Below are 14,506 nucleotides of genomic sequence, written 5' to 3'. Positions count from 1 at the left end.
GTATAACATAAACAAAACACCCAAAGTCAAAAAGCTTTGGGTGTTTTATTTACATATTATTGGCTAATGTCTTCGCTGTTTTTAAGATATACTCTATAAAATCTTCTTCTACTCTTAAGATGTCATCTAGTTGCCCATTGTCTAAACTTAGTTTCTTGAATGCTTTTTACCCTATAACCTACAGGTATGATTAAATCTAGATTTTAAAACTTGACAGGTTTGTCTGAATTTGCAATGTACAAATTTTGCACATTGGTTTGTTCTACTAGTTCTCCTTCTTCAAATACATTTTTTATGTGTTTGGTAATGACAGTTCTGTCTTTTTGAAATAATTCCGCCATTTGTTCAATAGATAACCATACTGTTTCGTTCTCTAAACGGGTCTCTATCTTAGTAAAGCCATCTTCTGTCTGATAAAGAAGAATACTTCCATGCTCTGCCATAACATTTTTTTAAGTACTTTATATACTACAAAAACTATACTGTCAATTAACAACTTTATATTTATTTAGAGGGCAGTTTTATGTTTTATCCTTATTGCTAAAGTCTAGTGTATTGTGTTTTGAAAATGAGAGTTTTGTCTTGTCATTTTGAGATATTGATATAAAAACATTTTTTAAATTAGAAATATGTAAGGAGAAAATTCTTTATTGCTATGAGATTTTCTATTGTGATTTACTCAGAAGTCATTATCTTTAAGTACTCAAATCTCCTTAATAGATATGAAATACAAAATAGACCTATATACTCGCGTAAAGATAGATACCTCTAGTGACGCTAAGGCTTATGCTAATATGCTGTGTATAGGTGATCAATGCAAAACATTTGCAGAGGGGTTTATAGAAAACTCTCAATCTCGTATTTCACTTATGGCTATTGTCAAGGGATTAGAGCAGATTAAAGAAGGGGCAGAAGTAACTATCTATGTGACTTCTAAGTATGTGATGAATACCTTTGAGAAAGGGTGGATATTAAATTGGAAATACAATGATTGGTTAAAAGCCGATGGAGAGCCTCCATTGAATGTTGATCTATGGATGCGTTTTGCAGTTCAGATGGAAAGACATAAATTAACCTTTAACTATGTGTCTAATTATAAAAAGTATCCTCAACTAGTAGAGTGTAGAGATGTAGGCGCTGCCATGCTATTACAACCTAATTTACTAATAGATGAGGTGTATAGAGCTTATCTAGAGGAGTTACAGTATAAGTTGCACGATCTGATAAATGAACACCGCGTAGCAGAGATAGAGGTAGTATTAGATACGATAGAAGAGCCTGAAGAAGTGATCGTTTATGAGCCTGTATATGAGGCTTTGGATGAGATAGAGGATGAGCATGAAGAAGAGGAAGAAGAAACAGAAGAGAGTCAAAGCCATACTCGTCCAAAAGTATTTACTAGAATGCCAAGTGATATTAAACTACTAGTGACTATTCGAGATCAATTGAATCAATACTTTGCAGATCAACCGACTAAAGTAGAGTTGCGTTCTACGGATTTATACGATGAAATACGTAAAAATAAGACTTTAAAAGAACGTTTTCCTCATCCAGTACTCTTTAACCGCTTCTTGCGTAAGCAACATCAAGAAGGGGTGCTAAAACAGATTATTCCTAACTGTAAGATTGATACTTTTAATACTGATTTTTATCAGTGGTATTTTCATAGATAATTTGGGATGATTTTGTTTTGTGAAAACTTGTTTTAAATGTTTTCAGATTGCTGTCATGGCTTAGTCTTGTTTCCGAAATGCTTTCAAGACCTCTTTAAAACCGTACTTTTTGGGAACAACTCGGAAAGAAAAGAGCAAATTTATAAGACAAAAACCTTTTGAGTAATTATACCCACTGCGTTTAGATATAAATATCGAACTCCGTTTTATTTCTATTTACTCGGTTTTACTCCCTTTTTTGACTTCGTGATTAATCGGATTATTGTTGTTAATTATTAAGCGCTTAGTAATTAATCATAATATTCTCCTAACGATTTGTTCATCTTGAATATCTTTAGTTGGTATTGTTTTAGATCTATAATTACTTTTCGTTTATATGTCTATCTCTAATCCAGGTTAAAAAAGAAACCAGAAAAGGCCTTAGAGGCTTGGGAGAAGGCAATGGCCTTAGTTACTTACCTGTATAAGGAGTCTGTAGTAGATCAGAGTTCTAATCATGCAGATTAATTGCTTATATTCGAGAGCGGGTGTTAAAGATTCCATTGAGTATAGAATTATCCACCTTTGAAAACTGTATACTAAGTGATCAGCTTAAGAGCACAAGATGAGAATGTGCTCTATTGCATACCTGTTTAATGTTGACTAAGGACCTAGGTGTATTAGAAGCAGAGGTTATAGACACATTAATTGAAAGAATCGAGACTGTCAACGAGCTTGTTAGTAGTCTTATCGAAGAGGAAGAAAATGAGTGGGATAAATTGCTTTTAAGAATATTATAAATAAATAAGCCCATCGTATGATGGGCTTGATTTTATAATTTAGATTAGACTAGTTACAAGACTGTACATAGTCATCTACTAATTTTTTAAGACCTTCGAATGTATTGGTATCATAGTTAGAGAACTGAAGAGCACTACAGTTTACATATTTATCAAATAATTTTTTAGTAGTATCCTCTTTTCTGGTTCCGAAAGTAGATTTGTTTCCTAAATAGATTGCTTTTTTCTGTCCTTTTAATAGAAGGTAGAAGCCATCAGGTGTTTTTAGGTGGTGTAGCACCATATTTCCACCATTGTCATAATCGACTATTAAGAATTTACTAGAACCTCCAAATACATCCAGTTCTCCATTAGAGTTACCTAGTCCTCCATCATCAGAGGTAGGAGTACCGATATAACGCTCATTACCTACACCAAACTCTACACCCTCTTTTGCTTTAAAGTTTAATCTTTTTTTGTCAGTTTTAATAGCAACTGAGTTACCATAGCTACTAACATCAGCTATCCCAACGCTACCACTTATTCTATAGTCTCCATCGCGAGGTACAGATTCAAATTCAATAGTTACTAATCCAGTGTGTTTAGTTCCTTTTTTATCGATCACATACCCCTCTTGATCATAGATATTACGTGATTTTCCTCTAGCTTCTACTACATGCTTATTATATTCTTCTTGTTTTTCAGTAGTCTTAGCATCGCGATAATCTTTTATTTGTTGAGTCATATCACCAAATTTATAGCCGTTAGCATATAATTTAGCAATAAACACAGGATTCGCTTTAATAGGATCTGTAGCATCCATAAAGTAGTTAAGGTCTGTTAGATCAAACTGTTTGTCATCATACGTAGTTAGTGTAACTCCTCTTTTTGCGTTCATTGTTTTTGTTTCGTCATAACTCACCTTAGCGATAACATTTCCTTTGATATCAGCTATTGTAGCTTCATGTGAAGAGTACGCTTGTTTAGTTGTTTTAGTATTGATAAAACCTATTTTGTCAGCTCCTTGCATGATGCTTGCATCATCTGTTACATTAATATTCGCTTTCTTTAAAAGAGCGGTTTCTTCTGCTTTTTCTACTTTTCTATCACCATCTATTTTATTCCATTTGTCAGAAAGTTCTTTATTAGAAGATTGAAACAATTCGGTTGCTCTTTCAGAGTTAATACCTTCTTCTGTGATTAGGCCATCTGCAGAAAAGTATACTGCCATAATAGCTTGTTTCTCCTTACTTAATGTGAATGGAACATTTTTCATTTCCATATCCTGTACGTTTCCATTTTCTCCTTTAAGTTGTAACCAGAAGTTGTTATTAGCACTGCTTTTCACTTCTGCCCAAAAGGTAGTCTTGTCATCTAGACTAGTGAATTTATAAACAACTCCTTTTCGATCAATCTTAGCGATTTCTTTTTTATTAATTGTTATAATTCCTTTTTTGACATTGAAGTCTTGTGCTTGTGCTCCTATAACTGCCATAATGGCTAAGGATGTAGTAATGTAATTTATCATATTGTGATATATTTTGATAAATTTAGGTTGTTTTTGTGAATATAAGATTGTTGAATGTCTTGGTAATTGTTTTTTTATGTAAAAATGATAAATGATTGGCTTTGTTTGTAGAGAATTATGTAATAAAGTAATGCTGGTGCTAGTTGTTATTATAAGTGATAAATTAGCTTTTCTGATATCCTAAATAAGTTTTAATTTTAAACAGTAGAATTATCAATAGTCATGTTCGAAAAAGTAGATAAAGATTCTTTACTTAGTCAAGAGTTTATCAATAAGTATAAACCTTATTTTAGAGAGGAAGTGTATCCTGCTAAAACAGTATTGTTAGAAGAGGGAACAATAGCAAATAAAGTATTTTGGGTCAGTAAGGGGTGCTTGCGTGTGTGGATTAATAAAGATGGGCATGAGGTGACTTTTCAATTCTTTTTAGAGAACAGTATGGTCTCATCTATTGAGAGTTTTTGGAGGGGAATGCCTAGTAAATTTACTCTTGAGACGATAGAACCAACAGTGGTATGGGTGGCTGATAAAGAAGATATAAGACCTCTGTTAGAAGACTCTTTAGCTACGCCAGAGTATAGGGATCTATTTATAGATGTGATTTTTCAGCGAACATTCGATTATGTGAATCACAGCTTATCTTTTGTACAGTCAACCCCAGAGGAGCGTTATCTCAAGCTTTATGAGAGTAGACCAGAGCTTATACAACGTATTCCACAGCATTATATCGCTTCTTATATAGGAATATCTAAGGTTCACTTAAGTCGTATCAAAAGCAAGCTATTAAAGTCCTAATTTGATAACATTTGTTATCGATATACACGGTTGCTATCCAATACTTTTGTCTATATAAAATAAAGAGATATGAAAGCAGTTATTGTAAAAGAAAAAGGACAGAATCCAGTATATACTACCAACTTTAAGCCTGTTGAAGTAAGTTCATCAGAAGAAGTGTTGATGAAGATTAAGGCAGTTTCGATTAAGAATCTCGATAGAGCTATCGCCAGTGGCAAGCATTATTCGGTGAGCACTAAACCTTTTGCTCCTTTTGTTATCGGAACAGATGGAGTAGGTGAGCTTCCAGACGGAACCATGGCTTATGGATTTGGACTGCAGGGGATGTTAAGTGAGTATGCCATCGTAGATAAGAATCAATTAGTACCCTTACCTAAAGGAATTGATTTAGCAATGGCATCTGCTATGCCTAATGCCCTTATGGGATCTGTGATCGCTATGGTAGTCAGAGCCAGGTTACAAAAGGGAGAAGTGGTACTGATCAATGGAGCTACTGGTGTCACAGGGCAAGTAGCTGTACAAATGGCTAAACATTATGGAGCGAGTAAAGTAATCGTGACAGGCCGCAATGAAGAAGCCTTATCCTCGCTAAAGGAACTAGGAGCAGATGAAGCGATCAGTCTGTATCAGGATAAAGAAACTCTAGTAACAGCATTTAGTCAAGTACATCAAGAAACGCCTATCGATGTGGTGATTGATTACTTATGGGGAGATAGCGCTTCGGCTATATTGACCGCATTAAAAGGTAAAGGCAAGTACCAGCATAGAACTCGTTTTGTCAATGTAGGAGCGATGTCTGGTGATATGATGGAGTTGTCTTCTTCTATACTGAGGGGAACGGACATTATGTTATTAGGATCAGGAATAGGCAGTTGGACAGATGACGAGATGGTTCGTTTCTTTAAAGTATTGTTACCAGAAGCTTTTGACCTTGCAGTAGCAGGGAAGTTACGCCTTGATACCGTAAGTTATCCGTGGCAAGAGATAAGTGAGGTATGGGATATGCCTCTTAGCAGTGGAAAAAGATTGGTGATGATGACGGAGTAATTTTTTAGTAGAATATAAAGATACGCAAATATAGAAAAGCCCATCACATGATGGGCTTTTGCTATTATTTAGAGCAATGTATTTAAAGAGTAAGTGTGTAAAATAGAGTAGATTGCAAAGTGTTGATTAAGTACTACTTACAAATATATACTATGAAAGAAGAGAGCAACGTTTCGAATTTTCTGTTTTATCAGAATAAAGAAGGTAAAACAAGTGTTCAAGTTATAGTTGATAGTAATCAAGAGACTATTTGGGCGTCACAAAAAACAATGAGTGAGATATTCGGTGTAAATAGAAGTGTTATCACAAAACATATTGCTAATGTATTAAAAGACGGTGAATTAGAGGAGGATTCAGTATGTGCAAATTTTGCACATACTGTCTCTGATGGTAAAAATTATAAAACAAACTTTTCTAATTTAGACATGATACTATCTGTGGGGTATAGGGTTAACTCTGTACAAGCGACGCAGTTTAGAAAGTGGGCGAATGGAGTGTTTTATAAGGGGATTTGTATTAGAGGATGAACATCAGTAGAATAAAAGAAGAAAGACAAAAGTCTTTTTTAGATCATTAGCTAACCTCTATATTTGGCATATTATAAAGAAAATAGACTATGAGTAAAGATATACAGATTATAGCATTTGATGCAGATGATACACTTTGGAATAATGAAATATACTACCAAGAGACAGAACATGCTTTTTGTGAGCTTCTAAAAGATTATTTACCAGCAGAAGAAGTATCTAAAGTCCTTTTTGAGACAGAGATGCGAAATCTAGATCGATATGGCTTTGGAGCGAAGAGTTTTTTATTGAGTTTATTAGAAACGGGAGCTCAGATTACAGGAGCTCAAATGACAGATGTATTAATGCACCGCATCTTGGGGTTAGGTCATGAACTGATAGATAAACCGATCACTCTTTTAGATGGAGTAGAGGAAACACTAGATCAACTAAATGGTAACTATAAGTTAGTCTTAGCGACTAAAGGTGACTTATTAGATCAAGAGCGAAAACTAAAGAATTCTTCCCTATCTAAGTATTTTGACCATGTAGAGGTGATGAGTGATAAGCAGATACTAGATTATGGAAATTTAGTAAGTAAGTTATCTTGCCAACCTCAAGAGTTTATGATGGTAGGAAATTCAGTTAAGTCTGATATTATCCCAGTTTTAGAACTTGGAGGGTCGGCACTACACGTTCCTTTTCATGTGACCTGGGCACACGAAGTCGTAGAGGAAGAGCTAGTTTATGAAAACTATAGACAGTTAAAGAACATCAGAGAAGTAGTAGACTACTTGAAATCATAGCCTATATTAACTCGAAACATAACAATTTCTTCATATAGAAATGCTTTCTTTGGTATTGTAATGGTGGGAGTATAGTTAATCTATAAACTATTTGTTATGAGCTTTGTGAGTATATGTCAGCGAGATGCGATGTTGATTAAATCATTAGAACTAAAGTTAACAATCTATAAACTAACCTTAGAGAACTTTAAAGAGGATCATCTAGGAGCGATCGCTAAGATGAGAGAGATTAGTGGGATGATCTCTTTGTATATTGGTTTGGGGTTAAAGAGTCAGATACAAGAAGATTTTGTTTGTTACTTAGACGATATCTCTCACTGCTGTATGACTTTAGAAAAACAGATTATGCTCTGTGGGCAGTTAGGATTTTTAATCAATGAAGATATCGTATCCTTGTTAGATTTAAAGAATATCATTTTCGATTTTGTAGGAAAAACAGTTGTTCGAAAGTAGAACAGCGAACTACTATAGGCTGTTACACTATCGATTTACCTAAAAATAGAGCCCGTGATAAACATAGAATTTCACCTCTGTTTTTAAAAGAAAAAGCTTGTATTACTACTTTAGATATTTGTAGCTTTGGCCGTATCACAATTTTGTTAAGCAGCATATACATGAGTACAATTACATTTATCGACAGTGCCTATCCTAAACCCCATCTGTTAGAAGAGTTTGTTTGGGCAGGTCGTTTAGACGAATCAGGCAAACTATGGTTTGACCTACACCTAAAGTCAAAATACTACTATCTAAGCGAAGGAGAAGAGTATATAGAAGATGAGGAAGAGGACTTCGACGATGATGCCGAATATACCAGTATGAGCGAGTGGCAATCTAGAATCGTGTGGGATAACTATCACCAGTGTACTTTGTCTTCTACCTATTGGTCAGATGAAGGGGGACTTCTTCTTTCTGATGGGACCACTCCTTTTAGTTTTGATTTATTAGATAATAAAGAGTTTGTACTTAATCCGCTTCCTCTACCAGATGATATGTTAGAGTCTGAATTGGCTTTTGGTATCTATCTATTAGGCCATGACCTTTCGGCTAATCATACCATTAGCTTTACACCATTGGCGAATAAGCATTATGCTATACAGTGGTCAGGGGTGATAGCCCTAGCCTATGGTGGTTTTTATGATTATATCCACGAGTTTAAAGCAGATATTACAGAGAGCAAGTTTGACGGTTTTTATTTTCCTACCACTTGGACTTTAGAAGAAGCAAAAAAGCGATTTGAACAAGTATTGAGTAATATTGATCAGTATGAGTTTATAGATATTAACCCTATGAGTAATAAACGAGAATATAAGCTAATGCTTAAAGAGTAAATGAGAAGAGCTACTGATTATGAGGTAGCTTTTTTTGTTTAAATGCGAATGAGTCCGTAGTGAGACAGTATGGATTTATCATACGTCTTATCCTTATTCATTCCTTAGAAGGTATAAAAGAGTTACTTCTTTGTTGTTACTTTTGTTAAACTACTATCCTTAATTATAATTCATTAGCCCATCTATGTGATATTGTCTATTTTTGCAACCCTTAAAAATAGGTAAGCACGTATAGCATGAACATTATCACTTTCGAAGAAGTATTTAGAGGTAAAGTCTTTCGTATTCCTGATTATCAGCGAGGTTACTCGTGGACGAAGAAGGAGTTAGAAGAGTTGTGGGGCGATTTGAATAATACCCATCACAACCGAAATGCTTTTCACTTTACGGGTATTCTTACTGTGACTGACTTTAGTAAGTTTGATATAGAATGTATCAGACGAGAAGGGTTTGTGGTAAGAGTAGGAAAGTTAGTGATAGAAGGAAGTGACTATAAGGGGTATAATATTGTAGATGGGCAGCAACGTCTGACTACGGTATTAATATTGTTATCAGAATTGGTGATGAAACTAGAGGATAGCCCACTCAAACAACGACTTACAGAACATTACTTTAAAGTTAAAGAGACAGGTGGTTATCGCTATATTTTTGGGTACCACGTAGATGTGCCTTCTCATAATTATTTAATCAGAGAGATATTTAATGATACTGGTTATGAGGCAGAAGAGACAGAAACTTTATACACGCATAATTTATCTTTCGCAAAAGCATTCTTTAGTGAGCGAATTAAAGACTTTACACAAGTTGAATTAGTCTTTTGGATAGAGAAGCTCACTAAGCACCTATTGTTTTCTATATTAAACTTAAATGAGTCAAAGGAGTGCCCATTAGATGTGTCCATGGTATTTGAGACGCTAAACTTTAGAGGGAAACAATTATCAAGTCTAGAGCGACTGAAAAATAGAGTGCTTTATATCGTCTCTAAGCAATTGACAGTAGCTAGTACGATAGATCGCAGTCGTAAGAAAGTTAATCAGAGTTGGTTAGAAGTGTATAAATGGCTGGGGCGAAACCCTACACAAGCTATGGATGACGATGCTTTTTTGAAAGCGTTTTGGTTGTTGTACTTCTCTCATTCTAAGATGGTATCTACAGATTTTAAGTCTTATCAGAAGCATTTGTTTACCATCGACTTTCAGCTAGATCAACAAGAGATGGGAAGTATAAATTACGCTGATTATAGTGAACTTACCCAATGGCTAGAAAGTATGCGCAAGGCAGTAGCGCTGTGGTATTTTATTAATAATCCTTATGCTGTAGATACAGATGAAGACTTTGTGTATATGACTACTTCTGCGATACAGAAGTCATTACTAAGACTGTCTAATTTCCCTAGAGGATACGGTAAGTATATGCTTAACCTTGTATTGGCTGTATTGATGAGAGATTTGCCTGTGAAGGAAGATCATGGGCTATCAGACTTTGAACTACAAGAACGCTTGGCTAGTATAGAGCGTTTGTTCTTTGCGATGGAACGCCATAATATCATGTGCTTCTTGCTTCAAGGAAACAACTCTACGCTAAATGTAGAGGATACTTTCAGGGATATTAATTTTTACTATCTACGTGGACGTGCCCATAATAATGAGTACTTATTCAATGTGTTGATGGAGAGTAGAGTAGAGCACTTCCGATGGAAAGAGGTGATTCGTCATATTCATAAGGGAGGACGATTTAAGACTTGGGTAGGATTAGACTATTTCTTAAAAGGAATAGAGGAGAGTATGGGAGGTTTATTAGAACAGACCGAGCCTAAAGTGTACTTAGTCTATCCAGAAGAAGATGATTATGAGGTAAGAAGTACGTATAAGGATATTAATACTATGCAAAAGGTCAATCGTGACCGTTATAGCCATTCGATAGGTAATATGTTTTTAGCATATAACCGCTATGAAGCGAACCCTTTTGACAAGATACAACACAAGGTACAGAATGCTGTAAAGTATGAGTATCGAGTAAGTAAGTTAGAGTTAGACCTTTTAGAATACCCTACATGGACTAAGGAAAATATTGAAGCTAGAGGACGTAAGATGATGGAGGCTTTCATTGAACATTGGGAACTACCAATGATTCAAGAGACAGAGATGAAGAGATTGTTGTTAGATGAAGTGTGATTTTAATTAGGAATTTAAAATTAGGAATTAGAAATGTTTGGCTTTGCCATGATGTACTTGTATAGCTAGATATACTATACATTGATGTGATAGTATAAACAACATCACAATCATTAAAGGAGTGGCTCAAAGTCGGGAGAGTTTGCGCAGCAAGGTATTTTAATTAAGAATTAAAAATTAGGAATTAAGAATGTTTGACTTCGTCATAATGTACTTAGAGGATGAGATATACTTGTGTTAATGCAATAGTCTAAACAACATCACGTTCCATATAACAAAAACACAAAATTATATAAGTACTTTATACTTGAGTTCAATTAATTTTGCTTCAAATACGTAATGAAGATGATGAACTTAGTAAATAAACCAACTGTATATCACTATATTTTAGCATTTGTATTCATACTACTGATGGTATGTGGAGCAGTGTATTTTCAGGATCCAGAGATTGTCTTGCCAGAGATAGCAGCACTAGCTGTGGGGCTATGGGTATTCCAAGAGAAAGCATGGCTGAGACAGCCTGATAAAATATTTATTCTTCCTTCACTAACAGCGTTAATAGGGTTTGGGCTAAATATGTTAGCTATTCCTTATATTTCTAAGTTGTTGATTGTACTGCTACTGATGTTAGTGCTGATGAAAGTAATTAATTATAGTTTGCCTCCTGCATTAGCTACAGGTTTTCTTCCTATTGTGACTAATGCTCATGCGTGGTCATTTATCTATGCCATATTGGTAACTACTTTTGTCTTGATGGTTGTGGTCTATGCGCTAGCTTTAAATAAAGGGATTGACTCAAAAGGGAAGGTCAATACAAAAATGATGTATCCCTATATTGCTATTAATTTGTTGTGGATGATAGTGGCGTATTACTCAGCCAACCAACAGATGGCTATTATCCCTCCTATAGCTGTAGTACTGTATGAATCTTTAAATATGAAGACGTATTCACTGAAGATCATGGTTAAGCAAATCGCTATTCTTACATTAGCTATTAGCATAGGAGTAGTATTATATCAGTATATTGAGAACTGGTTGTTACTCGCATTTCTATTGTTGATTATGATGTATGGTTTGTCTCAACTATTTCAGATGCGAGTGCCTGCGGTATATGCGTTTCCATTCTTGGTTTATGTGTTTCCTGTAGAAAAGGTGATGAGTTTGCCTATCGCTACTTTTGTTGTAGCAACATTTTCATTTGGCGCTGTTTATATTTATAGAACATACTTATCTACTAAGGTAGCAACTCAGCCTGCAGACGAATAATTCGCTTATAGATATACTAAACAATTGATTTATAAATGAAGTAGTTTAAAGCAGATAGTCTTTTAGGGAACTAGTTATTCATAGAATAGCTGATATATACTAGTTAAAAGACTTTTTTTAGCAAGGGATAGGCTCGTATAGGGCGCTGATATATCACGGAGATAGAAGAGGTATTATCTTCTCGGTAGAGTGTATGATAGTATCCGGACTAGTATTTATCTTAAAAGTGGTCTTGTGGTGATCCAGTTAGTCCTTCTAGTTTTGTGGCTTAAACAAACACAAAATGGAACAACTATTAGAAGTAATCGTAGCGAGCGATGAGCTACACAGCAAATGGTTAAATGCCTTATCCTTTATGGAGAACACAGGAGCGAGGAAGATATCCGCTTGTGAAAATCCGTATCAAGTTACCTTTTTACAATTAAAGCATGCAGCGGAAGAACATAGGCATGCCTATTACTTAAAAAAACAAATTAAGAAACTACAAGTTTGTTTTCCTGAGCAGTATGATACCACTAGTTTATTAGCACCTGTTCAGACTCAACAGTATCTACAACGATTAGATGTATTTTGCGTTCGATATCTAAAAGAATCACTTGGACTTGATGAAGCACCTTTAAAATTCGCTGCTTATCTATTGGTTACGTACGCCATAGAGGTACGTGCAGACAAACTATATCCTATTTACCAAGGTGTTTTAGATCGATCTGGTTCTAAGGTGATGGTCAAATCAATTATAGCAGAAGAACAAGGACATCTAGAAGAAATTATTGCTCAATTAGAAGTTTTTTCACCTGATTGGCAATACTATGCTGATATCATTGTAGAGTATGAAGAATTACTTTGTCAAGAGTGGATGAAGGCTATTGCTAAAGCGATTAATTAAAGCATGAATACACTGCCTTATAATCTACAGCGAAGACTCTCAGAGCGGCTTTATGACCAGAATTATAGAAGCTTACAGCTTAGGGATATAGAAGCAATAGACTTCCTATCGAATGACTATTTAGGATTGAGTAGAAATAGTGTTTTTCAGCAAGGTTTATTAGATATGGTAGTAGATAATCCAGCTTTGTTAAGTGGAAGTACAGGATCTAGATTAATCAGTGGGAATATAAAGGAGGTAGAAGAAGTAGAAGAGTATATAGCAACTAGGCATAGCGTAGAGAGAGCACTTCTTTTTAATTCTGGTTATCAGGTTAATTTAGCTCTATTAGGTAATCTACCTACATCGAGAGACACTGTGATCGTGGATGAACTAATACATCGGTCTGTACACGATGGATGTCTATTGTCAAGAGTAAGAAAGTGGAAGTTCAGGCACAATGATTTAGATGACTTAGAGCGCTTACTCAATAAAGCAACAGGAGATATTTACATAGCTATAGAGAGTCTATATTCTATGGATGGAGATTTAGCTCCCTTAGAGGAGCTAATAGAGTTGTCACAGCGTTATGGCGCTTACTTAATAGTAGATGAGGCTCACGCTATAGGAGTATACGGACTAGGTAGAATACACTCTTTAGGATTACAGACTGGTGTATGGGCAACTCTTGTGACATACGGTAAGGCGATGGGAGTACATGGAGCTGCTGTGCTGGGAAGTAAGATGTTGATAGATTCTCTTATAAATTTTGCTTCTTCTTTTATTTATAGTACAGCCCCTAATGCTTTGATGGCTGTGAGTATTAAGCTTGCGTATCTTTTTATAGAGAAGTATCCTATGCTATCACTACAATTAGAAAGTGTTATCAAGACTTACGCAGAAGTTGCTCCTAAAGGCATTGTACTCACTCCAAGTCCTATACAGGTGATTAGTCTTAAGGGAATTCGAGATATCCCAAGCTTTCAAACAGACTTAGTACAACACAATCTTAGTACTTATATCGTTAAGGCACCTACTGTGGCTAAAGGTACAGAACGCATAAGAATCTGTCTACATGTTTTCAACACAAGAGAAGAAATGAATTTATTATTTGAAATTATAAAAAGAAATGACACAACCCCTTAAACTATTTGTAACTGGTATCGATACAGGAATTGGTAAAACAGTTACTTCTGCTATTCTAACACATTATTTTAAGGCTGATTATTGGAAGCCTATTCAGTCTGGAGACCTACATGAATCAGACAGTATGAAAATACAACAGTGGAATGAGAATGTGACTATTTATAGAGAAAGATTTAGGCTGCAGTTACCCGCTTCACCTCATGAATCTGCAGTTAAAGAAAATGTAGATATTCAACTAAGTGATTTTACGCTCCCTGATACTGCGAATAATCTTATTGTAGAGGGAGCAGGAGGATTGTTTGTTCCGATTAATTCTTCTACTTATATGATTGATCTGATTCAATATTTAAAACTTCCTGTCGCATTAGTGACTAAAAACTATTTGGGGTGTATTAACCATACAATGTTATCGATAGAAGCTTTGAGGACAAGGAATATTCCTATTGATTACCTTGTGCTAAATGGAGAGTTTAACCCTTACTCATTAAAGGCGATAAAGAACTTTATAGACAGAGATACACAACTAATACACATACCCACATTAGAAGAGATTACTAAAGAAGCAGTTATGTTAACAGCACTTGAATTAGCAAGTGTTTCATTACAAGAATAAC

The 14,506-nt window shown here is 35.1% G+C and carries 16 protein-coding genes; 13 read left to right on the top strand and 3 right to left on the bottom strand.

Annotated elements, in window-relative coordinates:
* Positions 1–122: 122 nt before the first annotated feature.
* Together BK054_RS18810 and BK054_RS16245 are read right to left on the bottom strand one after the other, a co-directional pair.
* Positions 123–191, bottom strand: a complete 69-nt coding sequence (locus BK054_RS18810) for a hypothetical protein (protein WP_375294369.1) — start codon at positions 189–191, stop codon at positions 123–125.
* 12 nt (positions 192–203) lie between these two features.
* Positions 204–443 carry a death-on-curing protein gene (locus BK054_RS16245; RefSeq protein ID WP_071307554.1) on the bottom strand — a complete coding sequence of 80 codons (240 nt, stop codon included), beginning with the start codon at positions 441–443 and terminating at the stop codon, positions 204–206.
* Positions 444–722: 279 nt separating this feature from the next.
* Between BK054_RS16245 and BK054_RS16240 the strand changes: the two genes are divergently transcribed.
* A complete protein-coding gene (locus BK054_RS16240; protein ID WP_071307553.1) occupies positions 723–1,673 on the top strand; it encodes an RNase H family protein in 951 nt (316 codons plus the stop codon).
* Between the two features lie 635 nt (positions 1,674–2,308).
* A complete protein-coding gene (locus BK054_RS18690) occupies positions 2,309–2,452 on the top strand; it encodes a hypothetical protein (protein ID WP_232234302.1) in 144 nt (47 codons plus the stop codon).
* A gap of 49 nt (positions 2,453–2,501) precedes the next feature.
* On the opposite strand, the gene BK054_RS16230 is transcribed toward BK054_RS18690, so the two are convergent.
* Positions 2,502–3,959 (bottom strand): hypothetical protein, encoded by a 1,458-nt coding sequence (locus tag BK054_RS16230; protein WP_156860103.1) that lies wholly within the window; start codon positions 3,957–3,959, stop codon positions 2,502–2,504.
* Positions 3,960–4,181: 222 nt separating this feature from the next.
* Between BK054_RS16230 and BK054_RS16225 the strand changes: the two genes are divergently transcribed.
* From BK054_RS16225 to bioD, 11 genes are all read left to right on the top strand, one after another.
* Entirely contained in the window at positions 4,182–4,754 is a 573-nt protein-coding gene (locus tag BK054_RS16225) for a Crp/Fnr family transcriptional regulator (RefSeq protein WP_071307551.1), read from the top strand.
* A 69-nt stretch (positions 4,755–4,823) separates the two neighbouring features.
* Positions 4,824–5,801 carry a zinc-binding alcohol dehydrogenase family protein gene (locus BK054_RS16220; protein WP_071307550.1) on the top strand — a complete coding sequence of 326 codons (978 nt, stop codon included), beginning with the start codon at positions 4,824–4,826 and terminating at the stop codon, positions 5,799–5,801.
* Positions 5,802–5,953: 152 nt separating this feature from the next.
* Positions 5,954–6,328: a RhuM family protein gene (rhuM, locus tag BK054_RS16215; protein WP_006261470.1), complete on the top strand. Its 375-nt coding sequence runs from the start codon at positions 5,954–5,956 to the stop codon at positions 6,326–6,328.
* 89 nt (positions 6,329–6,417) lie between these two features.
* Positions 6,418–7,113, top strand: coding sequence for an HAD family hydrolase (locus tag BK054_RS16210; RefSeq protein WP_039329956.1), 696 nt, complete (start codon positions 6,418–6,420; stop codon positions 7,111–7,113).
* Between the two features lie 96 nt (positions 7,114–7,209).
* On the top strand, positions 7,210–7,566 hold the full coding sequence (locus tag BK054_RS16205; RefSeq protein ID WP_006261468.1) for a four helix bundle protein: 357 nt from the start codon (positions 7,210–7,212) through the stop codon (positions 7,564–7,566).
* Between the two features lie 161 nt (positions 7,567–7,727).
* On the top strand, positions 7,728–8,441 hold the full coding sequence (locus BK054_RS16200; RefSeq protein WP_039329955.1) for a hypothetical protein: 714 nt from the start codon (positions 7,728–7,730) through the stop codon (positions 8,439–8,441).
* A 236-nt stretch (positions 8,442–8,677) separates the two neighbouring features.
* Complete coding sequence (locus BK054_RS16195) at positions 8,678–10,615, top strand: DUF262 domain-containing protein (protein WP_006261466.1); 1,938 nt, start codon at positions 8,678–8,680, stop codon at positions 10,613–10,615.
* Positions 10,616–10,960: 345 nt separating this feature from the next.
* Positions 10,961–11,881 carry an HPP family protein gene (locus tag BK054_RS16190; RefSeq protein ID WP_071307658.1) on the top strand — a complete coding sequence of 307 codons (921 nt, stop codon included), beginning with the start codon at positions 10,961–10,963 and terminating at the stop codon, positions 11,879–11,881.
* 283 nt (positions 11,882–12,164) lie between these two features.
* Positions 12,165–12,767: a hypothetical protein gene (locus BK054_RS16185; protein ID WP_006261464.1), complete on the top strand. Its 603-nt coding sequence runs from the start codon at positions 12,165–12,167 to the stop codon at positions 12,765–12,767.
* 3 nt (positions 12,768–12,770) lie between these two features.
* On the top strand, positions 12,771–13,892 hold the full coding sequence (locus BK054_RS16180) for an aminotransferase class I/II-fold pyridoxal phosphate-dependent enzyme (RefSeq protein WP_006261463.1): 1,122 nt from the start codon (positions 12,771–12,773) through the stop codon (positions 13,890–13,892).
* On the top strand, positions 13,876–14,505 hold the full coding sequence (gene bioD, locus BK054_RS16175) for a dethiobiotin synthase (RefSeq protein ID WP_006261462.1): 630 nt from the start codon (positions 13,876–13,878) through the stop codon (positions 14,503–14,505). The genes BK054_RS16180 and bioD overlap by 17 nt, the downstream gene beginning before the upstream one ends.
* Position 14,506 lies beyond the last annotated feature (1 nt).

Origin of the sequence: Myroides sp. ZB35 (assembly GCF_001865835.1) — a bacterium.
GTDB classification, from domain to species: Bacteria; Bacteroidota; Bacteroidia; order Flavobacteriales; family Flavobacteriaceae; genus Flavobacterium; species Flavobacterium odoratimimum.
Note: the sequence above shows the minus strand (reverse complement) of the source record. Positions and strands in the feature narration are given on the sequence as shown.